Annotated in this window: 24 protein-coding genes; 13 read left to right on the forward strand and 11 right to left on the reverse strand. The window is 39.7% G+C overall.

What is annotated here, in order from left to right; all coding sequences use genetic code 11:
* Window positions 1–41: 41 nt before the first annotated feature.
* Genes ypfJ through DUT70_RS12195 form a run of 3 tightly spaced genes read right to left on the reverse strand, consistent with a single transcriptional unit; the run spans window position 42 to window position 3,122 of the window.
* Entirely contained in the window at window positions 42–887 is an 846-nt protein-coding gene (ypfJ, locus tag DUT70_RS12185) for a KPN_02809 family neutral zinc metallopeptidase (RefSeq protein ID WP_113647608.1), read from the reverse strand.
* Between the two features lie 55 nt (window positions 888–942).
* On the reverse strand, window positions 943–1,641 hold the full coding sequence (locus DUT70_RS12190) for a response regulator transcription factor (RefSeq protein WP_113647609.1): 699 nt from the start codon (window positions 1,639–1,641) through the stop codon (window positions 943–945).
* A complete protein-coding gene (locus DUT70_RS12195) occupies window positions 1,629–3,122 on the reverse strand; it encodes a sensor histidine kinase (protein WP_113647610.1) in 1,494 nt (497 codons plus the stop codon). The genes DUT70_RS12190 and DUT70_RS12195 overlap by 13 nt, the downstream gene beginning before the upstream one ends.
* Before the next feature lie 119 nt (window positions 3,123–3,241).
* On the opposite strand from DUT70_RS12195, the gene DUT70_RS12200 reads away from it, so the two are divergent.
* Window positions 3,242–3,856: a hypothetical protein gene (locus DUT70_RS12200; protein WP_128353356.1), complete on the forward strand. Its 615-nt coding sequence runs from the start codon at window positions 3,242–3,244 to the stop codon at window positions 3,854–3,856.
* A gap of 62 nt (window positions 3,857–3,918) precedes the next feature.
* Here DUT70_RS12200 and gltX read toward each other — a convergent pair whose 3' ends face one another.
* A complete protein-coding gene (gene gltX, locus DUT70_RS12205) occupies window positions 3,919–5,427 on the reverse strand; it encodes a glutamate--tRNA ligase (protein WP_113647612.1) in 1,509 nt (502 codons plus the stop codon).
* Between the two features lie 310 nt (window positions 5,428–5,737).
* On the opposite strand from gltX, the gene DUT70_RS12210 reads away from it, so the two are divergent.
* From DUT70_RS12210 to DUT70_RS12225, 4 genes are all read left to right on the forward strand, one after another.
* Complete coding sequence (locus DUT70_RS12210) at window positions 5,738–6,967, forward strand: sensor histidine kinase (protein ID WP_113647613.1); 1,230 nt, start codon at window positions 5,738–5,740, stop codon at window positions 6,965–6,967.
* Window positions 6,927–7,430, forward strand: a complete 504-nt coding sequence (locus DUT70_RS12215) for a DinB family protein (protein WP_113647614.1) — start codon at window positions 6,927–6,929, stop codon at window positions 7,428–7,430. The genes DUT70_RS12210 and DUT70_RS12215 overlap by 41 nt, the downstream gene beginning before the upstream one ends.
* A gap of 108 nt (window positions 7,431–7,538) precedes the next feature.
* Window positions 7,539–7,967, forward strand: coding sequence for a hotdog fold thioesterase (locus tag DUT70_RS12220; RefSeq protein WP_113647615.1), 429 nt, complete (start codon window positions 7,539–7,541; stop codon window positions 7,965–7,967).
* A gap of 47 nt (window positions 7,968–8,014) precedes the next feature.
* Entirely contained in the window at window positions 8,015–9,064 is a 1,050-nt protein-coding gene (locus tag DUT70_RS12225; protein ID WP_113647616.1) for a DNA topoisomerase IB, read from the forward strand.
* An 84-nt stretch (window positions 9,065–9,148) separates the two neighbouring features.
* On the opposite strand, the gene DUT70_RS12230 is transcribed toward DUT70_RS12225, so the two are convergent.
* On the reverse strand, window positions 9,149–9,508 hold the full coding sequence (locus DUT70_RS12230) for a DUF6249 domain-containing protein (RefSeq protein ID WP_113647617.1): 360 nt from the start codon (window positions 9,506–9,508) through the stop codon (window positions 9,149–9,151).
* A gap of 105 nt (window positions 9,509–9,613) precedes the next feature.
* Here DUT70_RS12230 and DUT70_RS12235 point away from each other — a divergent pair, with 105 nt between their 5' ends.
* The 4 genes from DUT70_RS12235 to DUT70_RS12250 all read left to right on the forward strand — a co-directional run bounded on the left by DUT70_RS12235 (window position 9,614) and on the right by DUT70_RS12250 (window position 11,985).
* Window positions 9,614–10,201 (forward strand): Crp/Fnr family transcriptional regulator, encoded by a 588-nt coding sequence (locus DUT70_RS12235; RefSeq protein ID WP_205529790.1) that lies wholly within the window; start codon window positions 9,614–9,616, stop codon window positions 10,199–10,201.
* 224 nt (window positions 10,202–10,425) lie between these two features.
* Window positions 10,426–10,752: a DMT family transporter gene (locus tag DUT70_RS12240; protein WP_113647618.1), complete on the forward strand. Its 327-nt coding sequence runs from the start codon at window positions 10,426–10,428 to the stop codon at window positions 10,750–10,752.
* A gap of 154 nt (window positions 10,753–10,906) precedes the next feature.
* Window positions 10,907–11,488 (forward strand): RNA polymerase sigma factor, encoded by a 582-nt coding sequence (locus DUT70_RS12245; protein ID WP_113647745.1) that lies wholly within the window; start codon window positions 10,907–10,909, stop codon window positions 11,486–11,488.
* Entirely contained in the window at window positions 11,485–11,985 is a 501-nt protein-coding gene (locus tag DUT70_RS12250) for an anti-sigma factor family protein (RefSeq protein WP_113647619.1), read from the forward strand. The genes DUT70_RS12245 and DUT70_RS12250 overlap by 4 nt, the downstream gene beginning before the upstream one ends.
* Before the next feature lie 31 nt (window positions 11,986–12,016).
* On the opposite strand, the gene DUT70_RS12255 is transcribed toward DUT70_RS12250, so the two are convergent.
* The 3 genes from DUT70_RS12255 to DUT70_RS12265 all read right to left on the reverse strand — a co-directional run bounded on the left by DUT70_RS12255 (window position 12,017) and on the right by DUT70_RS12265 (window position 15,498).
* The gene (locus tag DUT70_RS12255) at window positions 12,017–12,586 is read right to left on the reverse strand and encodes a DUF2911 domain-containing protein (protein WP_113647620.1); all 570 of its coding nucleotides are present in this window, start codon (window positions 12,584–12,586) and stop codon (window positions 12,017–12,019) included.
* 62 nt (window positions 12,587–12,648) lie between these two features.
* Window positions 12,649–12,831: a hypothetical protein gene (locus DUT70_RS12260; protein ID WP_113647746.1), complete on the reverse strand. Its 183-nt coding sequence runs from the start codon at window positions 12,829–12,831 to the stop codon at window positions 12,649–12,651.
* Between the two features lie 138 nt (window positions 12,832–12,969).
* Complete coding sequence (locus tag DUT70_RS12265; RefSeq protein WP_113647621.1) at window positions 12,970–15,498, reverse strand: glycoside hydrolase family 9 protein; 2,529 nt, start codon at window positions 15,496–15,498, stop codon at window positions 12,970–12,972.
* A 341-nt stretch (window positions 15,499–15,839) separates the two neighbouring features.
* On the opposite strand from DUT70_RS12265, the gene DUT70_RS12270 reads away from it, so the two are divergent.
* The 4 genes from DUT70_RS12270 to DUT70_RS12285 all read left to right on the forward strand — a co-directional run bounded on the left by DUT70_RS12270 (window position 15,840) and on the right by DUT70_RS12285 (window position 22,452).
* Window positions 15,840–18,422 (forward strand): phosphoenolpyruvate carboxylase, encoded by a 2,583-nt coding sequence (locus tag DUT70_RS12270; protein WP_113647622.1) that lies wholly within the window; start codon window positions 15,840–15,842, stop codon window positions 18,420–18,422.
* A 66-nt stretch (window positions 18,423–18,488) separates the two neighbouring features.
* Window positions 18,489–18,938, forward strand: coding sequence for a GNAT family N-acetyltransferase (locus DUT70_RS12275; protein WP_113647623.1), 450 nt, complete (start codon window positions 18,489–18,491; stop codon window positions 18,936–18,938).
* Window positions 18,939–19,464: 526 nt separating this feature from the next.
* Complete coding sequence (locus DUT70_RS12280; protein WP_113647624.1) at window positions 19,465–21,861, forward strand: TonB-dependent receptor; 2,397 nt, start codon at window positions 19,465–19,467, stop codon at window positions 21,859–21,861.
* Window positions 21,862–21,999: 138 nt separating this feature from the next.
* Complete coding sequence (locus DUT70_RS12285) at window positions 22,000–22,452, forward strand: hypothetical protein (protein WP_113647625.1); 453 nt, start codon at window positions 22,000–22,002, stop codon at window positions 22,450–22,452.
* A 61-nt stretch (window positions 22,453–22,513) separates the two neighbouring features.
* Here the strand turns inward: DUT70_RS12285 and aspS are convergent, their stop codons facing one another.
* From aspS to DUT70_RS12300, 3 genes are all read right to left on the reverse strand, one after another.
* Window positions 22,514–24,262 carry an aspartate--tRNA ligase gene (gene aspS, locus DUT70_RS12290; protein WP_113647626.1) on the reverse strand — a complete coding sequence of 583 codons (1,749 nt, stop codon included), beginning with the start codon at window positions 24,260–24,262 and terminating at the stop codon, window positions 22,514–22,516.
* Between the two features lie 82 nt (window positions 24,263–24,344).
* The gene (locus tag DUT70_RS12295) at window positions 24,345–25,031 is read right to left on the reverse strand and encodes a Dph6-related ATP pyrophosphatase (RefSeq protein WP_113647627.1); all 687 of its coding nucleotides are present in this window, start codon (window positions 25,029–25,031) and stop codon (window positions 24,345–24,347) included.
* Between the two features lie 258 nt (window positions 25,032–25,289).
* Window positions 25,290–25,895, reverse strand: a complete 606-nt coding sequence (locus tag DUT70_RS12300) for a fibronectin type III domain-containing protein (protein ID WP_113647628.1) — start codon at window positions 25,893–25,895, stop codon at window positions 25,290–25,292.
* Window positions 25,896–26,148: the final 253 nt, after the last annotated feature.

Here is a 26,148-nt window from a genome sequence, read left to right on the forward strand (position 1 = left end):
ACTTTGTACTATAGCTAACTGTTGTAAAAGTCTTGTTCAGATTAAAGATCATTTGCTTTGAAAGTATCCCCTTGTCGGATATCCCCCGTTTCAAAACCTTTTTTGAACCAATACATTCGTTGTGCGGAAGTGCCGTGGGTAAAGGAATCGGGAACTACTTCGCCTGTGGCCTGTTTTTGTAGCTTGTCATCACCAATTGCGTTTGCCGCAGTTAGGGCTTCTTCAATATCTCCAGCTTCAAGCCTGAAATCTTTGAGGTTTTGAGCATGGTGCGCCCATAAACCCGCGTAAAAATCAGCTTGTAGTTCCAACATTACCGATAGTTTGTTGTACTCGGTTTCACTCAATCTGTTTCGCATGCGCTGTACTTTTTCTGAAGTACCCAACAAGTTTTGTACGTGATGGCCAACTTCGTGCGCAATGACATAAGCTTGGGCAAAATCGCCTGCAGCACCAAAACGGTTTTTAAGATCATCGTAAAACGAAAGATCAATATATACCTTTTGATCTGCTGGGCAATAGAAGGGGCCTACGGCTGAACTCGCACCTCCGCAAGCAGTTTGTACACCATTCTCGAATAATCTTAAGGTTGTATATTGATACTGCTGGCCCATGGCATTGAACTGTTCAGTCCAAACCTGCTCGGTTGATTCAAGTACGCCAGCTACAAATTTCTTTTGTGGGTCGTCATTTGCAGAACTGCCTCTTTTTACTTCGGTTTGTTCGGTAGTTATGGGCAGTTGATTAACCAAGCCCGTAAGGTCTTTCCCGAATAGTAAGCCTAAAATTACGACGATGATTCCAACACCGCCGCCTAGGGCAAATTTACCGCCGCCGCTACCTCGGCTGTCTTCTACATTGTCGCTACCTTTACCAAACCATTGCATAACCAAAATATTTTAAACAAGATAAACAGTTCGATTGATAAAGCCAAGAAAATGTTTAGCACATCAGTTTATAGCCTTGTCCTCGCACATTTACAATGCATACGCAGGGATCACCCTTTAGGTATTTCCTTAATTTAGTAATGAAAACATCCAGACTTCTGCCAGAGAAATAATCATTGTTTTGCCAAAGCTGATTTAGGATAATATCTCTGGTTAAAATATGCTCCTTGTTGAGGATTAACAACTGCAATATTTCTGCTTCTCTACTGGTTAATTTTCGAACTTGTCCATTTAAACTTAGGATTGCCTTAGGGTAAATGAATTCATATTTTCCAATAGCAATTGTTTTGGTAGCGGATGATAGCGAATTCACCTCTAGTTGCCTGCCAGTGGAAAGGAGGACCTTGATTCTAATGGCAAGTTCTTCCAAGCTAAAGGGTTTTTTAATATAATCATTTGCGCCGCTTTCAAATCCATTGATCACATCGCTCGGCTGATTTTTTGCAGTCAAAAAAATGATAGGGACTTGTAAATTGGCTTGTCTTAATTGTTTGGCTAGTTCAAAACCTGTGGCATCAGGTAACATCACATCCAGTAGCACAAGGTCAAAATCCTGATTGGCGTGAAGACTTATTGTTTCTCGACCTGTTTTGCAATGAGAAACCTTATAACCTTTCATTATTAAACTTTCCTTAACAATTTCAGCTAACGCAGGTTCGTCTTCAACAAATAAGATATGTTTTATTGTGGCCATGCAAGCGTTACTTTTGTCCCATTATTTATTTCGCTATCTATTTTATACCAACCTTGGTGTTGTTCCATAATTTGTTTCACGAAAGTTAGCCCTAAACCGTGTCCTTTTATGGAATGGTATTGGTTTTTGATGCGGTAAAACTTATCAAAAATCAGCTTTAGTTCCGACTTTTCCATACCAATTCCCTTGTCTATGATTTCAATGATCATGAATCCGTTTTTGTCATAGGAGTTTATTTCTAAGTTCACCTGGTCATCTGAATACTTTATCGCGTTGTCCATGATGTTGTTCAAAGCGTGATAAAATTGACTTTTATCAGCTTCAACAGTTATTTGTTCTGGTATGTTGGTGTTCACTAAAAGTGATTTGTCTGCTTTTATTTGATGTAGCTTGATCAACTGGTTAATCACTTCCGAAACCACAATCGTTTCTTTATAAAGTGCATAAGCTGTTTGATTCTGTAAAGATAAACTCATCACTTGGTCTACCAAAAGATTGAGGCGTTGCGCTTCATTTTTGATGTGGCTTAAATACCTGTTTCTTTTTTCCGAATTTTGTATCGTATCGGCATCTTCTAGGGCTTCTGCAGCTACCGCTACGGTGGCTATTGGAGTTTTAAACTCATGCGTAATGTTGCTGATGAAATCTTCTTTAATAAGGGCTACTTTTTGAGCCGAGAGTAGTGTTTTTGTTAAAAACCAAACGAGGTAGCAAACAATGACCATTAATGCAATGGAAGAAGCAATTAGGAGCCAAGTTTTTGAAATTACGTAGCTAAAAGGGGCAATAAAGCTTGCCCTAACGTAACTATTTTTTTCAAGAAGGTAGGTGGGAAATGATTTTGTGACAATGGGTTGTTTAAATCTACTAAAAAGCTTTGGGCGATTGTTTAAGGTACTGTCTTTGTTCTTTAGGATAAAAGTATAATCGCTCTTTATTCCTCTTAAATTTAAATAGTAGTTAAACGTTTTCCGCAAGCTGGCGGTATCAAATTGATACTGATTGGCTTTTTCTTCAATGTACCTACCCAAATCTTGAGTCCTGTAGTAAATGAAGTGATTTTCTAAATCTTCTTGTCTGATATTTTGGGCAAAAGCTGCTGCAATTTTTCTTTTAAGTGATACATCTCCTTTAGTTAAGGGCTGGTTGAGCTGTTGCTTCGAAAAAGAGGTACCGAAGTTATCGTTAAGGTCTTTGGTGGATCTAATGGTGTATACCTGCACTTTTTCTGTGGGATGAAATTTTGAACTGATGATGAACTTGCTTGAATCCATTAAATTGTTTTCAATAGCTTGCTGAATGGTATCACATCGCAACATAAACTCCTTTTTTACCCCGTCTTCAAAAGCGAGGTTGACATCTCTTTCAAAATTAATTAGGGTGCTAGTGTAATAGGTTTTGATCCAATAGAACTGAATAAAAAGAAAGGCTACGACGGCAAATAGACATGCGGATAATAAATAGCGGGTGTTTTGGGACATTCTCAAAGTTACCTAAAAGTCTCTCTCAAAAGGAGCCGTTAACGTTCTATAACATTTTATAACAGGTACGATAACACAGTTTGAGGATGGAATTATGGATTTTTGGTAAAAATAAAACGATGAAAAAAACACTATTATGCCTAGCTACCACACTTGCTTTGTTGAATATGGCAAAGGCACAAAAGCCAACTGGAGATGCTGTGAAAATGACCGCAGATTATGGGCCTTCTAACGAAGAAACAAGAGTAATTGTAGATTTTCAAGGTGTGGAATACTACAAGGTGAAATTGACGGGAACGCAATTGAAGGATAAGAAAATTGTATTGTATTGCAAGGAAATGTGGAATGGTAAGGTTAAAAAGGTTGATACTTTAATCAAAAAACAAGACTTAAAGAATTTAACCAATGCAAGTGAGGATACTTTATCTTTTTCCGTTTTGGGAAGGAGGGTAGACGAGAAGTTGCAGGTACTTTTTAGGTTTCCTAGAATTGGGGTGCATAAAAAATATCAATCGCTCAAAACCGATAATTACAGTTTACGGGTTTTGGGCAACCATTATAAAATTGAATTAAATAAGCCTTTTCCTGTTTTTGCTTATATACTGCCGTATGAAAAAGATGGTTGGCTAATGTACTGTGCTGTTGATCAAAGTGGAGAGAAGGTGGAAGATTGGGGTAAAAAGTTTGGCATCAAGCATTATCTTATTTACGAAATGGCTTTTCTGGAAGAGTAATCCATCTTAAGCAAAAACACCCATATGATTAAGGAGTCATATGGGTGTTTCTTATTGTTTACTTATGTAAAGGCAGCAATGCCCTTTGCGATCCTAGCAGAGGTTTCTTCCTTGCCTAATAATTTAACGATGTCAAACACGCCTGGACCAAATTTGCCGCCAACTAGTATAATGCGTAACGGCAGCATCACTTCTCCTGGTTTCAGTCCTTTTGCTTCAGCCAAAGCTTTAAAACTGGCTTCTAAATCCAAAGGGCTCAACTCAATATTTAATGTATTGGCAAATTCTTCAAAAAATACAGCTTTGTCGGCATTCCATTTAGGTTTTACTGCCGCGGCATCGTATTCGCGTGGCGCCGCAAAGAAATAAGCGCTTTGCGCTACAAAATCAGGCAACAATGTACATCTGTCTTTTACCAGTTCAATGACTTTGGCAAGCGTTTCTTCGCTTTTTACCTCAATGCCTTTTTCGGCAAGTATACTGTTAACTGTTAGCTGTAAACTGTTCACTGGCGACTGCTTGATCCATTCGTGGTTAAACCATTTCGCTTTTTCAAAATCGAATTTCGCTCCAGCTTTGCTAATTCTTTCTACAGAAAAGGCAGCTTTCAATTCTTCTAGCGTAAATATTTCTTTGTCGGTGCCATCATTCCAGCCCAATAAAGCCAAAAGATTTACAAAAGCCTCTGGCATAAAGCCAAGCTCTTTAAAGCCTTTGGTTAAATCGCCAGTTTTTGGGTCTGTCCAATTCATGGCGTAAACAGGGAAGCCCAGTCTGTCACCATCTCTTTTGCTCAATTTTCCGTTGCCATCAGGCTTAAGGATGAGTGGTAAATGTGCCCAAACAGGCATTTCGTTTTCCCACCCCAAATATCTCCAAAGCAACAAATGGATTGGTGCAGATGGCAACCATTCTTCGCCCCTAAACACGTGTGAAATTTCCATCGCTTTATCATCAGCAACTACTGCTAAGTGATAAGTAGGCATTCCATCGGCTTTTAAAAGTACTTTATCGTCTACCAAATTGGTGTCGAAACTCACTACACCTCTAATCATATCCGTAAAAGTAACCTGCTCATCGGTAGGCATTTTAATGCGGATTACATGTGGTGTGTTTTGCGACAACAGATCGCTTACTTCATTTTGGGTAAGGGTTAGCGAGTTGCGCATTTGCATGCGGGTTTTTTGTCCGTAAAGGAAATTAGGCTCTTCCGCTCTTTTTGCGGTAAGTTCTTCAGCAGTGTCAAAAGCGTAGTAAGCATAACCACTGGCAACCAATTGCTCTGCGTATTGACGGTAAGTGGGCTTGCGTTCACTTTGGCGATAAGGCCCAAAAGCCCCTGGTTTTTGTGGGCTTTCATCCGCAGCAATGCCACACCACTCCAAACAATCTACAATATATTGTTCCGCACCTTCCACAAATCGGGTTTGGTCGGTATCTTCTATCCTTAAAATAAAGGTTCCATTGTTTTTCTTCGCGAATAGGTAATTGAAAAGGGCGGTTCTTACGCCTCCTAAGTGTAAGCCTCCCGTTGGGCTTGGTGCAAATCTTACTCTAACTGCTTTGTTCATCATTGTATTTTGTTGGCTTTACCATTAGGGAATTAAGAATAGTTAAGGAAATCCAATCTTAATTCTCTTAATTTCTTAATGTTTCCTATAAAAAAGCCATGTGTTACTTTCGTTTTTAAGTTCTAATCAGAATGTGTATCCATCTGGGCAAAACTCAAGACGCCACAAAGATATGTTTTTCATCTGTTTTTGTGCTGTTTTCAGCAGTGATGAAGCGCTTATGCTTTTAAAATGATGGATGGTTAGCTTTTTGAAAAAGCATAATGGTTTTGAGGTTTTTCCGTTCTGATATTGTATTTTGGCTCAAGAAATGAACCCGTATCAGAAAAAGCTTCGTTGGAAATTATTTTTATTGGTATTTGCAGGCGTGATTGGTTTTGCATCCGTAGCTTACACCAATTTTTTTGTGCAAAAAATGGAGCGGGAAGAAGGAACGCAGTTTTTGCTTTGGATTAAAGTAGCAGAGCAAAGAATGAAAATGTACGACAACGAACAGTTGACCGACGTTTTTGAAACCATTAAAAAGAACAATAAAATGGATGTAATCATCACCAGAATAGATGGTTCCATTTATTTGTGGGATGGGTTGGATACCACCAAAACCTTATATCCCGATAACAAATCGAAGCATTACGACACCGTATATTTTGCCAAGCAGCTACAGAAAATGAAGGAGCAGCATAAGCCGGCCAAAATGAAGGGTATTAATGAAGAGGAGCTTATTGCCTACTATAAAGATTCGAACATTTTGACACAGTTAAGGTATTTCCCTTACATCCAATTGGGCGTAATTGCACTTTTCTTAATTACCGCTTATGTGGGTTTTAGTGCTGCAAGAAAAGCAGAGCGAGATCAGGAGTTTGTGGGGATGGCCAAAGAAACGGCCCATCAATTAGGGACACCGATATCATCACTAATGGCTTGGGTAGAATTGATTAAAACCCGGTTCGATGCCGAAGAAGATCCGCTGGTGGCTGAGATGGAAAATGATATTCAGCGGTTAGAAATCATTGCGGATCGGTTCTCTAAAATTGGCTCAATGCCCATATTGGAAGACCATGTCGTTTACATCATCATCAATAATTTTGTACAGTATTTTAGGGTTCGTGCTTCAGATAAAATCAATTTTGTAATTACTGGAGACACCCAGGTAAGGGCAATGTTATCAGCGCCGTTGTTTGATTGGGTGATAGAGAATCTACTCAAAAATGCGGTAAATGCCATAGATAATGATGGCACAATTACCATCAACATCATCGAAAACCTAGCAAAAGAAGAAGTGTTGATTGATGTCACAGATACTGGAAAGGGTATTCCCCGCTCTAAATTTGATACCGTATTTCAGCCAGGTTACACCACTAGAAAAAGAGGTTGGGGTTTGGGTTTAACCTTAACTAAGAGAATTGTGGAGAATTATCACAAAGGACAAATCTTTGTGAAAGACTCCGAGCTTGGAAAGGGAACAACCTTCAGAATTGTTTTAAAAAGTAGTATTACATATGAACCGACCACAAACCGAGGATTATCCCCAATGGTATAGCGGATATATCAATCTTGTTGATGGAGATGTGCTGGAAATCCTAAGCACACAAGCCGAAGCCTTTGCACAATTTGTGACAAGCAATGCCGATAAGGCCGACTATGCTTATGCGCCAGGCAAATGGACCATTAAAGAAATGTTTGGCCATATTATAGATACCGAGCGCATTATGGTTTTCCGCTTAACCTGTTTTGCAAGGGGAGAGAAAGCAGCTATTCCTGGCTTTGATGAGGATCAATATGTGATCAACGCTCACTTTAAAGATCGCAGTCTAGAAAGTTTATGCGAGGAATTTGTTTCGTTAAGGAAGTCAAACCTGTTTTTACTAAAATCTCTTAACGAAGAGGAATTGAACAGGTTTGGTAATGCCAATGGCAATGAGATTTCGGTAAGAGCATTGGTTTTTATTCTCGCTGGGCATGTCATGCACCATCAAAAGGTGATTGTAGAGAGATATTTGTAAAGGATGTTGTTGTAAGGTTTAAAGGTTGTAATGCTGGAAATTATAAAATCACAATCTTAACTTGTACAACTGACTTTTGAGTTTATTTTTGACGTTTAACTTAAACACATGATTTGGTTTAAAGAATTTACACCCGAAATGTTGAATAGTCGTCCTAAAAATCATATAGGCGCATTGTTGGGGATAGAGTTTACGGAAGTTGGCGAAGATTATCTGGTTGCTACCATGCCTGTTGATGAACGTACCCATCAACCTGCGGGCATTTTGCATGGAGGTGCGTCTGTGGTGTTGGCTGAAACCTTGGGAAGTATTGCTTCTTATATGTGTATTGATCCCAATAAACAGATTGCCGTAGGTTTGGAAGTCAATGCCAACCATATTAGACCAGTAAGTTCTGGTTTTGTAAAAGGAGTTTGTAAGCCCCTACATATCGGCGGGAAAACCCATCTGTGGGAAATAAAACTATATACGGATAAAGGAAAAATGAATTGTGTAAGCCGTCTAACCGTCGCTATTTTGCCCAAGCCCCAAGCCTAACTCAAACTATTTCATCTCCCTTTTTGTTGTTGCCATAAATTGTAATTATGGTAAGCACCGTCGATGTCATCAATGATAGCCATTTAGTTTTTGTAAGCCCCGAAAAAGGAGGGATCTATCGGAAGGGAAAGCCTGGAAAATTCAATTATGAAGATGATAAAGGCCATAAAATAACCGATAGCATTACTTTAGAACGTATTCAAAAGCTCGTGTTGCCTCCTGCGTGGACAGAGGTTTGGATTTCGCCAAGAAAGAATGGCTATCTGCAAGCCATTGGCACTGACGTAGCAGGTAGGAAGCAATATCGTTATCACCCAGATTGGGTAAACAGACGTTCGGATCAAAAATATTTTAGGCTCTTAGAGTTTGGAAAGGCTTTACCGAAAGCGCGTAAACAGGTAGAAAAAGATTTGCGAAGAAAAAATCTGGATGATAGAAAGGTACTAGCGATTTGTGTGGCTGTATTGCAAGATACTTTGATAAGAATAGGAACAGTGGCTTATGAAAGAAGCTACAATAGCTATGGCTTAAGTACCTTGAAGGATAAGCATGTTAAGCAAAAAAATAACGGAACTTTCTTGTGTTTTGTAGGAAAGAAAGGTGTGAAGCAAGAAGTACGTTTAACAGATAAACGACTAATTAAGCTAGTGAAGCGTTGTAAGGATATTCCAGGACAAGATCTATTTCAGTTTTACACGGAAGATGATCAAAGAAAGGCCGTAGATTCTGGAATGATCAATCAATACATCAGAGAAATAACCGAAGACGATTTTACCGCAAAAGATTTTAGAACATGGGGCGGAACATTGGAAGCGATGCGGCAATTGGCCATTTGCACCAACCAAAATCCAGAAGTTTCCGCTAAAAAACTGGTAGTAACCGCCTTGGATTGTGTAGCAGCTAAACTTGGAAATACAAGGGCGGTTTGTAAGAGTGCTTATGTTTATCCAATTTTATTAGAAGCCTTTGAGGCAGGAGATTTGCAGCGTTACCTGAAACGAATTGCTTTAGACGAAAAAGACGAGAAAAAGGCTTTGAAAAATGATGAAACAGTACTCATCCAATTTCTTAAAGCGGTTAAACGGAAGAAAAAATAGCCCCAAATAAAAAACTTACGAAGTTTTCAAAACTTCGTAAGTTTAATTCATAGCACTTTCAAAGAGGATGATTTAATAAAAGCTTTATGGTTGTTGGTCAAGCCACTTTTTCTCAATCACGTAAGACGTAATCAAGCCTAATCCTCCAAAAATGAAGATACTTCCAAAATAAAGGGCTACGGCTTGTCCTTCTTCACCATTGGTCATTTCGGAACCAAAAACTCCCCTAACCGTAAATAATGCTACCAATAACCCTAAACCCACGCCCACCATCAGCAAGCCAAATTTTAAACTTAAAAAGGGTTTTGGTGTCGATTTTCGAGCCCCTGGATCAAATCCTCTTTCTATCATGGCCATCTTTTCTTTATTTAGAAAGTATCTGATGCCAAAAACCAATGCAAATGCACCAGCAAACAATACTATCGGTACTAATTCTCCTATCATGGTATTATCATTTTTTGTTAAACATTCAATTGTTGCGAACCGTGTTCTGTGGTTTATGACAACAGCAAAAAAAAATAGGTTACACTCTCGGCAAAAAAAATTAAATTGGCGTATAAAGTAACCACGTTGAATACCATCTCCAATCAAATTGACTCGATTTTACCTCTGCCAGCGGTGGAGAAGGAGCTACTTTTGTCGCGCTTGCAACGTATAGAAGTGGCAAAGGGTAAGCTCATTATCTCTGCTGGAAAAATTGGACATCATGTTTACTTTATAGAAGGAGGCCTTGCTCGGGCATTTTGCGAAAACCAGCGCGGACAAACCACCATTTGGTTTGGACAAGAAGGCGATGTCATGCTTTCTTATTTGAGCTTTTTTAAGGATCAACCTGGTTACGAGAGCATAGAACTGCTTGAAAATGCAGTGCTTTATCGCATTTCGAGTAAAGACCTGCAAGAGCTATACCGTCAACATATTCATATTGCCAACTGGGGCAGGAAATTTGCCGAATACGAATTGCTGAAGGCGGAGCAGCGTTTCATGGACTTACAGTTTAAAACGGCAACAGAGCGTTACCAGGATTTACTGGTCAATTCGCCAGCAATATTAAAACGGGTGCAGTTGGGCTACATTGCTTCATATTTGGGCATTACACAAGTATCGCTGAGCAGAATCAGAGCCGCCATAAAGTAGTTTTTGCTTTTTATGTTTGTCATTCCAACGATAGGAGGAATCTCTAAGTATTTCTAGTGGCGGTTAAATGTCATTGACGTTATTTATTGTGATGAAAATCCTCCCTCAACTCCCTCATGGCGAAGGGCTGTCAGTAGAAAAAACCTGTTTATTGTTTGATTTTTTATCATTTGTTAAAAAAAATGAACGCTAAACGATGGATTTTTGTAGGAAATTAGAAAATCATGAATTGGATATATCTTATTGTCGCAGGCTTATTTGAAGTAGCCTTCGCTTCCTGTTTAGGAAAGGTGAAAGAAACCAGCGGTGCTGAAGCGGCTTGGTGGTTTGCTGGCTTCTTGGTGTCGTTAACCATTAGTATGCTATTACTCATTAAGGCTACCCAAACATTGCCTATTGGCACTGCTTATGCCGTTTGGACGGGTATTGGTGCCGTTGGTACGGTATTAATGGGAATTTTCTTTTTTAAGGATCCTGCGAGCTTTTGGCGGATCTTCTTTATCATCACCTTAGTAGGTTCCATTATTGGTTTGAAAGCCGTCTCACATTAATTTGTTTAATCGTTTAAATCGTCAAATTGGTTAATCGGTGTCCCAAACAGTTAACCGATTAACCAATTTCAATCAATAACCAAATCTACAATTAGCCAAAAAAGATGTAATTTGCTGTAACCTGATGTGAAAACCTCGCGTCATAAGGTTGACTATGCAACAAGTAGAAACAGATTTAGACCTTATCAACTCCATTTTGGTTGGCGATACGGGCAATTATGCCTTGTTGGTAAAGCGTCATCAACGTTTTGTTTTTACCCTTGCACTGCGCTTTGCCAAAAATAGGGAGGATGCGGAGGAAATTGCACAAGATTGTTTCATAAAAGCTTATAAGGCCCTCGGAACTTTCAAGCAAACCTCAAAATTCTCTACTTGGCTGTACACCATTACCTATACTACGGCAATGACTTATCTGCGGAAGAAGAAATTAAATTCGAGCTCCATTGATGATGAAGAACATGTTTTGGAATTGGCCAATAAGGATAGTTCTTTTGATGCCGATGCTGTAGAGAAGAAATCGACATATAGATATTTGAACGAAGCGATAGAAATGTTGCTGCCAGATGATGCCGCAATTATTACCTTGTTTTATAAAGGCGAGCAAAGTTTGGAAGAAATAGGGCAGGCGCTGGCAATGGACCCAAACACTGTTAAGGTAAAATTGCATAGGGCGAGACATAGATTAAAAGAAAAATTACAGTTTTTGTTAAAAGAAGAAGTAAAGGAGTTGATATGACAAAGCAAGAAGAACAACTTTGGAACTACATTGATGGCTTTTGTAACGATAAAGAAAAAGTAGAGATAGAAGCAAAATTGGCAACAGATGCGGAATTGCGACTGCTTTACACGCAGCTGTTGGAAATTAACAAGCAGCTGGCCACTCATGTAGAAATAGATGAACCTTCGATGGCTTTTACACGCAAGGTGATGGACCAGGTGCAGCATGAAATGGTGCCCGTAGCTTTAAAAACCAAAGTAGATCACCGTATTATTTATGCTATTGGTGGTTTTTTTGCGATGATCCTATTGGGTGTTGTAGGCTATGCTTTCGCAACAGCAGATTTTGGCCAAGTAAAACTGCCAGCGTTTGGCTTGGACAGGGAAATTGAACAGCTCGTTAGTCCAACGGTATTGAGAAGCTTCTTTTTTATCAACGCTGTACTGTTGCTGATTTATTTAGATAGTTTCATTAGAAAAGGAAATAGAAAAGCACAAAAAAAGGGAGAACTTTAATTCTCCCTTTTTTATTTGTTGATTAAATAACTTATTTCTTAAACCCTATAGGTAAAAAAACTTGTGTGTTGTCCCAAGCCATTACCAAGTTTGCACCCTCTGGCGCATCAATAAAAGTAATGGAGAATGCTTCAACGCTTTTCTCGATTTTGTTCACCACTACGTCCGTTCTCAGCACATCTTTTTGTTCATCATAAGAAAAGGCACCCCATTTATCATTTTGCTTATTGATGATAATGGTCCATTTATCCTTACTAGGAATTGCAAAAAGGCTATACCTGCCAGCTTTAATTTTTTTGCCGGCAATGGTTACGGCTTTAAAAAACTGAATCTCTGTATTTTCATTAGCCCCTAAACGCCAAACTTTGTCGAATTGCTCTAATACGCCAAAAATCTCTCGCCCTTTTTTCTGTGGACGAGAATATAGCACCCGCATTACAGGTTCTATAGGCTCTTTAGACTTAGTGGTGTTTAATGGATAATACACCACATCTAAAGGGCTGGTGTCTACCTTTGGGAAAGTAACACCTGTAGTTACGTTTTGTGCATTTACAGCCAGCGCTCCTGCTAAAAGGAACATCAATAAGCCTAATTTTTTCATCAAAATATTGTTGTTGGTTGTTTATCTTGATTGATAGCTTGCAGACAGTAAGCGTTAGAAACTTAGTATTCTCTTCCTTTAACGATTTTGTTCAAGAAAACACCACCGAAAATTAAGCCGATGATCGCTGCTAGAAAAAGATAACCAATGTGTGTGGTAACGGCAGAAAAAGCAAGTACAAATGCCACCATACCAATTACATACCAAACCCAATCAAAATTGTTTTTATTTTCTGAATTGCTCATGTTTAAAACTTTTGCCGCAAAGTTAGTTATTTCAATGAAAAACAACACATTTGTTTGAACAAAATAAAGCCCCAACAAGCTCATTCGATAATTAGTTCATTCACCAATTCACTAATGATCGCATTGGTTCACCTTCACTTATTTTTCTAGTAGCCGATGAACAGGAACAGCGTTGTAGCCATTTTGTTTAAGGTATTTTAGCAGTGCAGGCAACTTGTCGTAAAACTTGTCCTTTCTTCTGGGATCGGTCCCCACGTGCAGTAATAATATAAATCCGTTTAAGCCCTGACTCTTTTCGTAGTCGATGATGGATTGATAAATCTCTTCACTGCCTCTATAAGCCTTGCCCAATTCTGGATAAGTATAATCAGCATTGGACCTCGTTCCAGGAGTAAAATTAATCAATTGCAATCCTAAGTCTTCTGTCCAGTTGGCAATGGCTTGGTTATACCACTCAAAAGGAGGTAGAAAAAACTTGGCTGATTTTCGGGCGATACCGAATTTTTCCATCGCTTTGTAATTGGCATTGAGGTCATCTTCGAACTGCTTTTTGGTCACCAAAAGCGAATCCCTTTTCTTCCAGTCGGCATAAAGTAAATGCTGATCTGAATGGGCACCTAGGTAATGACCTTTTGCTTTCGCGGTTTTGATGAAAGAAGCAAAGGCGGTGTTACGATAAAAATTACCCGTAAAAAAGAAAGAAGCTTTGACCTTTTCTTTATCCAATGCCGCAATGATTTTTTGCCCGCCATCCGCATATTCGTCCCCGGTAAACACAATTGCCAGTCGTTTTTCTTTGGTGTCGCCTCTAATGATTGCACCCTTTTCCTTTTGGTAGCTGGTAAACTCTTTGTCGGTTCTACTATCATAAGCAGCCAGTAAATAAATTAACGAAGCCGTACCATCCATGGTGGGCTCATTGGTGCTGTAGTCGCCATAATCATCATGGTAAACCGCTAAATCACTCTGGAATTCGGCATAAGCGTCGGGCTTGGTTAACTGTATCCCGATTAAGTTTTTGTAGATGCTGGTATAAACAGGCCCATCCACCAAACCGCCGTCAATAGGATATTTCCCTAAATGCGTAAAAGCAGAATGTGGATCCGTTGGCGTATCGCCCCAACTTGGCAGACCGTAAACCATGCTAGTTCCCCAAGGGTTGCAGCCCAAAAGCCAATCGAAATTAGCCTGTTCCAGTTCAGAAAAGGCACCGTCGCCACTCAGTTGTTTGTACCACATACATTGCATGGCAAAAGCTACTGTAAGGTTGTTGCTGCACCATATAAAAGGCACGCCACGATAAAAGGCATTGTTTTTTGCACGGTTCCAAACATGGGTAATTCCTTGTTTGTAGTAGTCGATCAGAGCTCGTTTTCTGTCGCCTGCCGATTGTTTGGCCAACTCGTAATGTCCTAAATTGATAAATGGGTACCACTGGTAATGCTTAGCCGTGTCCGCAATTAACCAAGGGGTAATGGGCTCTTGCTTGGCATAAAAGAAAGCAGAATCAAGTGATGAAGCCCTTTTTTTACTTTTGGTTAAATCCGAAACCTTTGGAGAAAACTCTAGACTGGCCAAGGCAAGTTCCATATCATCCACCCAATTGTCTTCAGCATAAATGTATGGTGATTTTACAGAGGCGGTTTGTGTCACGCCCTTTTTTTGAATGGCATATTGGTAGGCCGTATGCGCTTTATTGCGAAGGGTTTCGGCATAATTTACGTCGGCGCCATAAAATAGCTCACTGCCCAAAGCAAAGGCGCTGGTAAATTTAGCTGCGGTAGAGCTAGTCCCTTTGGTATCGTTCATGAACTTACCTCTTTGCTGCGGTTTTCCATCGATAAAATATAGCGGGCGTTCAAAGCCTTTTCCGTATTGACTGTCTTCTTTAGGGATCCGCATTGCGATATGATCCCGATCATCGGCCAGTTGATTGAACATGATTTTTGCCGAAGGATGCATTTTCATCATAAAATCTAAGCCCCATCTGGCTTCATCCAATACATCGGCTACGCCATTTTTACCATCAAGTCCAGTTGCTAGTTTTTGATCGGTAAAAGCTTTTGGAAAATCTCGATAGGCCATTAATAAGTGATATGCGGCATTGGCAGTAGTAGTAGAATATTGCAGGTAATCGCTAGCATCGTGCCAACCGCCCACGGCATCAAAATGTGTGCTGTCTTTAAGTCCGCCTTCTTTTCCATAAACCACAAAGCCATCATGGGTGTGGCAACTGTCTTTTAAAAATGGATTATAGCCACAACGCTGTTGGCGCATGTATCTTAAGGCAAAATCGGCAGTGTTTTGATAAACTTCTTCTCCAATAATCACTTCTGGGGATATTACGCCATCTACCTTGATGTAATAACGACCAGGTTTTTTAAATTCCGAAAAGTTTAAGCGGGCGGCGCTGGCAAAAGGGCCATAAGCCCCGAAGGTTTTAATATTGCTCGAAGCGTATACCGTTTTACCGGTAGCTTTTTCCACCAGTTCGAAATTTTTTGGAAGCGTTGTTCCTTTGCTTGCCCAAACGGCCACTTTGATCGATTTTGGTTGATAACCCAATAGGTTAATCCTGATCCAACTTTGTTGTTCTTTAGGTTTAAAGGCTAATAATGTAAATAAACATAGGACAATGAATAGCAATAGGCGCAAAAAAAACTTCATGTTGAAACGGGCTGAAATGATTTGGTTAACTAAAAATAGGATTAAATTTTAGAATAGAAGGAAAGCCCTGAAAACTACCTCAAATAAAACGCCCCCAACTTTTGGTCAGGGGCGTTTATCCCAAAAAATTAACAATTTTTACAAAAACTTTAGTATAAGGTTTTTGTAATGCTTTTAAAAGATTTTTGTTTAACCTTTCATAGGTACAAGGTAAAACTTTTTTCGCATATATTCAAATCTGTCTTTTAATACCTTGTTAGGTTTTGGTTAAATGTCTATTAAAATGCTCGATAAAATCCATTTTTATTTCTGTAACAAACTAAATATACTTATTTTTCGGGATGCAATTAAATCAACCCAGCCAGCGCGAATACTATTTTAATAACGAGGTTGTTTCTCGTTTCGAATTGTACAACAGTTTGTTTCTTACCCTTCCGTTTTACAAAATTAAAGATACTGGAACGTTATTGCCGCTTTTTTTCAAGAGCTGTGAAGACGGTATTAAGAGCCATGAAAAACCGGAAGCGTTAATTGAGAAGTTTTTTGACAAGTACGTTCAAGATAAGGGCGAGGAAAGTATTATTGACCTGCTCTTCCGCTTTATTCAGTATATAGAAAGGCAAGTGGTACTTTTTGATGCGGTGGAAGATGCTTCTTTTACCAAGTTGAATACCAGCGACGAGCAGAGTTCATTGAGGGCATTGTTTCAAAAAGCCAATGACGATGCAAATCTGCATGAGAAAATAGACCAACTGATAGAGGAGTTTTCCTTAAGGTTGGTGCTTACCGCTCATCCAACGCAGTTTTACCCAGGCCCTGTTTTAGGAATCATCAATGACCTTACGGCAGCAATTAAATCTAATGATATTACCACCATTAACCAGTTGTTGCAGCAGTTGGGCAAAACGCCTTTCTTTAATAAAAAGTCGCCAACGCCAGTAGATGAGGCGATGAGTTTGGCTTGGTATCTGGAGAATGTGTTTTATTTCGCAGCAGCCAATATTCAAACAGGATTAAATCAGTTGTTGAGCGAGTATCACATCGACCCTAAAAAGGTAATTGAGCTGGGCTTTTGGCCAGGAGGCGATAGGGATGGTAACCCTAATGTGAAGGCGCAAACCACTTTAGAAGTTTCTAAATTGCTCAGACAAATCTTATTCAGATGCTACTATCGTGATTTTAGAAATGTAAAAAGACGGATTACCTTTAGAGGGGTAGAAGAAGATATCAATAAACTTCAAGAAGTGTTTTATGAAAATGCCTTTAATTCTTCGCTGGAAGAAAAGGACATTTCAGATGAAATTATCAAACATCTTAACAACATTGTAGGGATTTTAAATAAGTACCACGATGGTTTGTTTGCCAACATTGTGCAGGATTTGTTAAGAAAAGTGGAGCTTTATCGTTGCTATTTCGCTTCATTGGATATTAGACAAGACAGCAGGGTGTTGCGCAAGGTGCATGAATATTGCAGGTCGCAAAAGCCAATCAATTCTTTATATGCCGAAAACTATGGCGAGCTTTCTGAAGAGGAGAAGCTAAAAACGATTTCGTTAAGAACGGCCAAGATTATTTATGCAGATGAACAGGATGACCTGATTAAAGATGCTTTGCAAACCATTGCAGAAATTAAAGACATCCAGCAAAAAAATGGTGAAGAAGCTTGCCATCGTTTCATCATCAGTAACTGTCAGCAAGCAAGTGATATTTTGCAATTGATGGAGCTTTTCTTATGGAATGGCTGGGAAGCTGAAAACCTAAGCATTGATTTTGTGCCTTTGTTCGAAACGGTTAATGACCTTTCGGGAGCGGGAGAAATCATGAAAAGACTTTACACGCATCCTTTTTATCAAAAGCATTTGGCACTGCGAGGCGGGAAACAACACATTATGTTGGGTTTTTCTGATAGCACCAAAGATGGCGGTTATTTAATGGCCAACTGGTCTATTTTTACGGCAAAAGTGGCTTTAACCAAGGTAGCAGAAGAGCATAACATTCAATTGGCATTTTTTGATGGTAGGGGTGGCCCTCCAGCGCGTGGTGGTGGTAAAACACATCGTTTTTACGCCTCGATGGGTAAAGAAATTGCCAATAAAAATATTCAACTTACGGTGCAGGGTCAAACCATCAGTTCGCAATACGGATCGGTGGACAGTGCCACTTTTAACATTGAACAGTTAATCAACGCAGGTATTTCTTCGGGTGTAAAAAGTAAGCACAACGTGCTTTTGGATAAAGAAAACTTCGATATCCTTAACCAAATGGCCAAAGATAGCTACGATGCCTACATCGCTTTGCGTAACGACCCCTTATTTTTGGAGTATTTGGAGAAACTTTCGCCATTGAGCCTATTGTCTAAAATTACCATCAGCAGCAGGCCTGTAAAAAGAAATGCAGGCACTAAATTGAAGTTGGACGACTTGCGTGCCATCGGTTTTGTAACCTCGTGGAGCCAATTAAAGCAAAATGTTCCAGGTTTTTATGGTGTAGGAACGGCTTTAAAAACGCAAGAAGATTTAGGCAATTGGGCGCAGGTGCAAAAAACCTATCAGCAGTCGGGCTATTTTAAAACTATTGTTGATAACTGTATCATGTCAATGAGTAAGTCTGATTTCGAGATCACCGCTTATTTGGCTAATGATCCTACATTTGGTTCTTTCTGGAAACAGTTACATGCAGAGTTCGAACTTTCTAAAGCCATGTTGTTAAAATTGACTGGTCATGAAACGTTAATGGAAAACTATCCGGTAGAGAAGAAATCTATTGCCGTACGTGAGAAGATCATCTTGCCGCTGGTATTGATCCAACACTTTGCCTTGGATAAGTTGCAAGGAGATTTAAGTGAGGAGAAACAGCAAGCCTACGAAAAGCTGGCCATTAGAACCGTTTATGGTATTGTGAATGCGGGTAGAAACTTGGCATAGAAGTCCGAAGATTTGAGCCTATAAAAATTCAATTATTTTATCATTTACTCATTCAAAATCATAAAAGTGCCCACACTTAACTGGACCTACAAACATTTCGAGGAACTCTCCAAACAGGAGTTATATACGATATTAAGTCTGCGTAGCGAGGTTTTCGTGATTGAGCAGCAATGCAATTATCAGGACCTTGATGGAAAGGATTTAAAATGCCACCATTTAATGGCTTGGGACAGCGATAACCTTGTTGCCTACACACGGATTGTGCCTGCGGGAATTTCTTTCGCAGAGGCAAGCATTGGGCGTGTACTGACCAATTCCAGATATAGAGGCATAGGGGCAGGGATTACCCTGATGGAGAAAAGCATTGAGAAGGTTTATGAAACCCATGGTAAGCGTCCCATTAGAATAGGTGCACAGCTTTATCTAAAGAAGTTTTATGAAAGCTTTGGCTTTGTGAAGGATAGCGATGAGTACTTGGAAGATGATATCCCGCATATTGAGATGATATTGGCTTAAAGTATAAAAAGGCCCCGATGTAAACCATCGGGGCTTTTTTTGGCTAGGTGGTTGGTTGATATATAGCCGTCATTGCGAGGCACGAAGCAATCTTACAACAATGGTTTTACCTACTTTCGCTTTAGGCTGGCACCCGTTTTTTGCAATGACCACGTATCCGTCATCTCGACGATAGGAGAGATCTAGCGATTTTGTTACTATCCCTAATTCACGTTAATTATTGAAGTATAAACCTACTCGAAAGATTTCTCCACTCACTGCGCTGCGGTCGAAATGACGTTGACGACTGATTAGACAAGGTCGTCATTGCGAGGCACGAAGCAACTTACTGCTAAGGATTATATGCCTTTCGCATTCGGCATGGCCTGTTCTTCGCAAAAGAAAGCAAAATCAGAAATGCCGAAAACGGCTCTTGACCAGGTTTTGTTAGGCATTCCAATCTCCTTTTAATTTAATTGTAAAAATCTCTTGACAAAGACGGGTTTCGATTTTACCTTTGCGCTATCAAGATTTAATCTAAATAAAAATGAAGACAAAATTTACATCTATGCTATGCGTGTACCTGTTGCTAGCCGTATTTTCGATAACGGTATTTGCGCAAAAAACTAAATCAACCCTTTCTGGTACGGTTAAAACCAACGATGGTAGCGCAGCCAGCCATGTTACGGTAAGCTTAAAAAGTGTCTCTACCCAAACGGATGAAAACGGACGCTTTATCTTCAGAAACCTGACAGCTGGTACCTATCAATTGCGAATCTCGGCGGTAGGCATTAAAACCATGCAAATAGAAGTGCGAGTAAAAGAAGGTGAGAATGAGACGAATACTATAGTGATTGCTGAATCGGCCTCGCAACTGCAAGAAGTGGCAATTAGCGCTTATAAGTCATCTAACAGCAAACCTACTACGCTAGGCAAAGTAGCCATCCCTCCGAGAGATTTGCCACAATCAGTGCAAATTATTACCAATCAGGTGATCCGAGATCAGCAAGTAGATAGGCTAGGAGATGTGATGAGGAATGTGAATGGTGTAGCGCTGGGTGCCAATCGTGGCGGCGTAGGCGAAAACTTTTACGCCAGAGGATATAGTTTGGGTTCCAATAATATTTTCAAAAATGGCGCACGTACCAGCATTGGCGGAAGCCCCGAAGCAAGTACTTTGGAGTCTGTTGAAGTGCTAAAAGGTAGTGCTGCTTTGTTATATGGTGGTGTAACAGGAGGAGCTGTAGTAAATATGGTGACCAAGAAACCAAGATTTGATAGAACGGGTGGGGAAGCATCTTTCCGTACGGGAAGTTACGATCAATACAAAGGTATTGTTGATTTTTATACACCTCTTGATGAAAAAGTAGCGATTAGATTAATTGCAACAGGTGAGGAAGCGGGAAGCTTTAGAGATAACGTAAAATCTAAAAGGGTTTATGTAAATCCCTCATTACTTTACAAAGTAAATGATAAAACAGAAATCCTTCTACAAGGAGATTATTTAAATAGCGATTTTACTCCTGATTTTGGTTTAGGTACTATTGGTAATAAACTAAACTCTTTAGGTAGAAACGTTTTTATTAACACAAACTGGGCTTATAATAAAACAAATACAGCCACAGGACAATTGGTGTTAAATCATAAATTTAATAATGATTGGAAATTAAATGTAAACATATCAATTCAATCTTATGATAGAGATTATTTCTCAGCTGAACGCCCTGCCGCGGATGCTAATGGCTTTTGGAATAGGGTTTTAACGAGGTCTAATATAAAGGAACTTACGTTTAACCAGCAAATAAACTTAACAGGAGGTTTTAAAACAGCAGGTATTAAACATATTTTGTTAGTTGGTGCTGATGCCGATCAATCTAAAACAACGTCAGGAGGTTTTGCATCTACTAACGTTCTGCCAGTAGTAGGAGTGAAAACATATTACGATCGTGTAAATATATCAGATCCGAGTTCATTTAATCAACCAAGTAATTTTAATATGCCCAATACTACTTTGCTTACTAATACGGATGCAGAAGTATTTAGAATAGGAGGATTTGTACAAGACTTGGTAGCTTTAACAACCCAGTTTAAAGTTTTAGCGGGCGTTCGTTGGTCATTTCAAAAAACACCAACCACCACCATAAATACAGTTGCTACTGGAGTAGAGACTAAAGGGACGGTAAAAGATAAAATCGATAAAGCTTTTTCGCCTAAATTTGGTTTAATTTATGAGCCGTTTAAAACCACTTCATTATATGTAAGTTATGCTAATAATTTTACATCTAATTCGGGGACTGATATTGCTACAAATGGTCCTATGGGCCCTTCCATAATTGATCAATATGAGGCAGGTGTTAAAAACGATTTCCTAGAAGGCAAATTATCGGTAAACCTAACTGTTTACAAAATTAAGAACGATAAGTTTGCGCAAACGGCACTTGCCGACCCTACAAAAAGAGAGTTTTCTGGAGCAACAGCTAGCGATGGTGTTGAGGTTGATTTATCTGGGGTAATTGTTAAAGGATTAAATTTTTTAGCAGGTTATAGTTACAATTATATGCGTTATACATCTACATTAGCTACCTCTGGAATTGTAGAAGGAGAGCGTTTGGTAGGTACAACAAAAAATACGGCAAATGCAACTATATTTTATACGCTGCAAAATGGTGCAATTAAAGGCTTGAAATTAGGTGCTTCGGCATTTTACACTGGCGATAGAAATGGCGGTAGAAACACAACCAAAAATGGTTCGTCTAGTGGAATAATTCCTTTGAAAGGTTTTACCACTATAGATTTATCTGCTGGTTACTCATGGAAAAAACTTTCATTGTTAGGTAAATTGTCAAATATCACGAATGAGCTGAACTACTTCGTTCACGAAAACTATAGTGTAAACCCGATTCCGCCACGTCAGTTTTTAACCACGCTGTCATATAAGTTTTAATGTTTTATTAAACAAAAAGTCCCACACTTCTGGGACTTTTTTATGCGCTATCAACTAGTAGTTGCTGATCCAAAAAACGAAAATTATTTGAGATTTTAAATCAGGTTTCATATTTTAGAATAAATCAACAATCTCGTTATGAAGCTTATCTACCTATCGTTTGCTTTCTTATTTTTTATTCCGTTAAAGTGTTATTCTCAAACATCTGTAGCAAATGCAATAAAAAAATCGCTGGAAATTGATAAGAAAAATTATCCTATCGACTTTGCCCATGCTTTCTCTGTTGGCGTAGCAATAAACAAGGAAGGGGCAATAGATACCATCATTCATTCTAAAAACGAGGCATTTTCTTCCTCTCTTTTAAATTTTGAAACCTTTTCAAGTAATCTAAAAAAGTATCAACATGAGTTTGCAGATTATAAAAATGAATTTATATTTATTTTGATTCGCCTTCAACGCGGAGGAGATAAGAAAAATATAACAAATACCTTTGAGAGTGTTCAAAATTGGATGAAGTTAATTAGGAATATTCAAGAACTACAAGGAGATAAGAAGCTTGTTTTCTTAGATCCAATACTAATTTACCTGTAGGCATCCTTTTATTAATATCCCGTTTGTCTTGAACAACGGGATATTAATATTAAAAAACCTATTAAGCGTCCGTACTAATCTTCAACTCCTTTAACTGCTTATCGTCAATCGTACTAGGGCTATCAATCATAACATCGCGGCCCGAATTGTTTTTAGGGAAAGCAATGACGTCTCTAATGGTATCCAAACCAGCAAACAAAGAACACAAACGGTCGAAACCGAAGGCCAAGCCGCCGTGTGGAGGTGCGCCGTATTCAAAGGCATCCAATAAGAAACCAAACTGTTTCTTCGCTTCCTCGTCACTAAAGCCTAAATGCTTAAACATTAAAGCCTGTGTTTCTTTATCATGGATACGGATAGAACCACCACCAATTTCGGTGCCGTTCAGTACCATGTCGTAAGCATTAGCCCGCACCTTCCCAGGTTTGGTGTCCAATAAGGCAATATCTTCTGGTTTTGGCGAGGTAAATGGATGGTGCATGGCGTGGTAGCGCTCACTTTCTTCATCCCATTCCAACAACGGGAAATCCAACACCCAAAGCGCTGCAAACTTATCCTTATCACGCAAGCCTAGGCGAGAACCCATTTCCAAACGAAGCTCGTTCATTTGTTTTTGAACTTTCTCTTTCACTGCACCTGCTAAAACCAAAACCAAATCGCCTGGTTGGGTTTGCAATGCTGCCGACCATTTTTGCAATTCTTCTTCGTTATAGAACTTATCTACCGATGATTTCAAAGAACCATCTTCATTGTGACGCATGTAAATTAATCCCGTAGCGCCAATTTGCGGACGTTTAACGAAATCCGTTAACTCATCCAACTGCTTGCGGGTGTAGTGTGCGCAACCTTTGGCATTAATCCCTACTACCAGTTCAGCATTATCGAAAACAGGAAAATCTTTTCCTTTAACGATATCATTCAACTCCACAAAAAGCATTTCGAAACGCGTATCTGGCTTATCAGAACCATATAAACGCATCGCATCGCTGTACTGCATGCGAGGAACTTCTGGCAAATCAATGCCTTTAATCTCTTTGAACAAGGTTCTGATCAAACCTTCGAAAGTGTTTAAAATATCTTCTTGCTCTACAAAGGACATCTCGCAGTCAATTTGCGTAAACTCAGGCTGTCTGTCGGCACGCAAATCTTCATCTCTAAAGCATTTCACAATCTGGAAATACCTGTCGAAACCAGAAACCATCAATAATTGCTTAAAGGTTTGTGGCGATTGTGGCAAGGCGTAAAATTCACCTGGGTTCATACGGCTAGGCACCACAAAATCGCGGGCACCTTCTGGCGTCGATTTAATTAAAACAGGCGTTTCTACCTCAATAAAATCCAAACCATCTAAATACCTGCGTACCGATTGTGCCATTCTATGACGCAACACCATGTTGTTACGCACAGGGTTACGGCGTAAATCCAAGTAACGGTATTTCATGCGCAAATCGTCGCCACCGTCGGTTTCGTCGGCAATTAAGAAAGGTGGCAATTTCGCCGCATTCAAAATCTCTAACGATGCCACCTTGATTTCGATATCGCCCGTAGCAATTTCTTTATTTTTATTGGTACGTTCAACCACTGCCCCAGTCACTTTAATCACATATTCGCGACCAAGCTCACGGGCTTGCTGGCACAAATCGGCATTGTCGTTCATGTTAAATACCAATTGGGTAATTCCATAACGATCGCGGATGTCGATAAACGTCATTCCGCCCAAATCCCTAGAGTTCTGCATCCAGCCGCACAAGGTGACATTTTCGCCCAAATTTTCAAGGCTCAAAGCACCGCAAGTAGTTGTTCTTAACATATTTATTAAATGTTTAAGCGGCAAAAGTACGAATTGATTTACGATTTTGGATTTACGATTTTAGATTTTGCCTGCAAGCGGTCTAAATTTCAATTAAATCTACGTACCAGTACCCTTGCGGACTTTCTCCTGCAGGCGAGGGAAAGGTCTTGAATACCTTTTCTCCCAACCTGAAATCAATAGGCTTCTTAAACATGGGGCCATCAAATACGAAAGTATGAAACTCTCCATTTTCGCCACAGGGATCTATGCCCGGTGGAAGATCATCCATGAATTGCTCATCAATGATGCGGCCGCAAAAATCTTCAAGGCCTTGTTGGGCACAAACGACGATGGTTCGGTAACCGAGCGAGAGAAACTCTTTCAACACTTCTCTGGTATCTCTATTCCATAATGGAAATTCGGCGATGAGACCTATTTCGGCAAGTTTGCTTTCGCGGTAGGCTTTTAAGTCGGCCAAGAACAAATCGCCAAAAATGGCATGGGTAATCCCCTCCACTTTGAGTTGCATTAAATGCTGGTTCATCTCTTGCTCATAAGTGGCCATGTCGGGCATTTCAGGTAACCTCACCTGATGTAGGGGGATTTCTAAACTATTGGTTTGTTGGATCAACAGGCTTTCTCGTACGCCATGCATGTTCACCCGATGGTAGGCATCATTGACGGTGGTGAGGAGGTATTTCACTTCGAAATCTTGGTTCTGCAAAATATGGTGCAAGGCCAAACAGCTGTCTTTTCCGCCACTCCAATTAAATACGCTAAGTGCCATTTCTTAAAATGAGATGATTTGCGGTAAAGATAACCATCTTGGGTTTTTAGAGAATGTTGATTTGGTATTTAGTAGCTGGATGATAGTATTTAGAATGATGGTACAGCCCCTTCATCTCTCGTAGAGGAAGAGAGTGTGGTGATTTCTGGCCAACTAGAGCTTTGCTTATTGTGGCACCTAATTGAAATAATGCCAATAGTAGGGGAACGGATAAATAACCGAATATTATCCAGTTCCCTCTACTTTTATTGGCGGGGGTTACAGGATATAGCTGCTCAATATATCACTATAAACCCTTTGCGGATCGCTGCCAACGCCAGCCACCCTGAACTCATACAGCACACCACTTTCTAAGCCTGTAATTAACAGGTTACTTTTAGTATGCACGGTTACTCTCCAAATCTCTTCTCCCTTTTTGCGGTTTTCGTACAGGTAGCTGCCAGCGCCTTTAATGGCATTGAGCATCACTTTAATCGTTCCTGGCATTTCAGGGTGTACGCTAAACCCTTGCGGCTTGGTTAAAATGCCGATAGGTTCTGGAGTTTTGGCCAACGAAAAACCAGAGCTTGATAAAACAGCCTCGTCATCAGAGGTGAGTTGCACATAAAGGGCCAATTTCTCCAATAAATCGGTGAGGACTTTACGTTTTTGGTCTCGCACTAAGGTTTCTGTTTTGCCGCCTTCTCTGGCTTTCACTACAGAGATGCTAAAGGCCTCGAGGGCAATTTTGATCTCTTCTAGCGTAGGAATTGGAGTTGGAAATCCAGGGTTGTTGGTAAGGCCAGCAATAACCCCTGCTGTTTTTACTTCCAATTCGGCGTCGCTATATTTACTGTGCGACGTACTTAATTTTGGTTTTTGCATAGATTTTTAATTTATGGTTAAACATTTGGTTAATTACATATTGGTTAGTTTTTGAGTATACGACTGGAGCGGCAATTAAACGAGAGTAGTTGGGGTGACAGATAAACTTGATTGGGAGATAACCGTATGTGGAAGTTTTCCAGTCTTCCAGAGAGTTTTTCCAGTCTGCAAAACAATTTTTCTGGCCAGCGAAGAAACTTTTCCGGTCTTCCGGAGAGTTTTTCCGGTCTGCAAAACAATTTTTCTGGCCAGC

The organism is Pedobacter chitinilyticus (assembly GCF_003313385.1).
GTDB classification, from domain to species: Bacteria; Bacteroidota; Bacteroidia; order Sphingobacteriales; family Sphingobacteriaceae; genus Pedobacter; species Pedobacter chitinilyticus.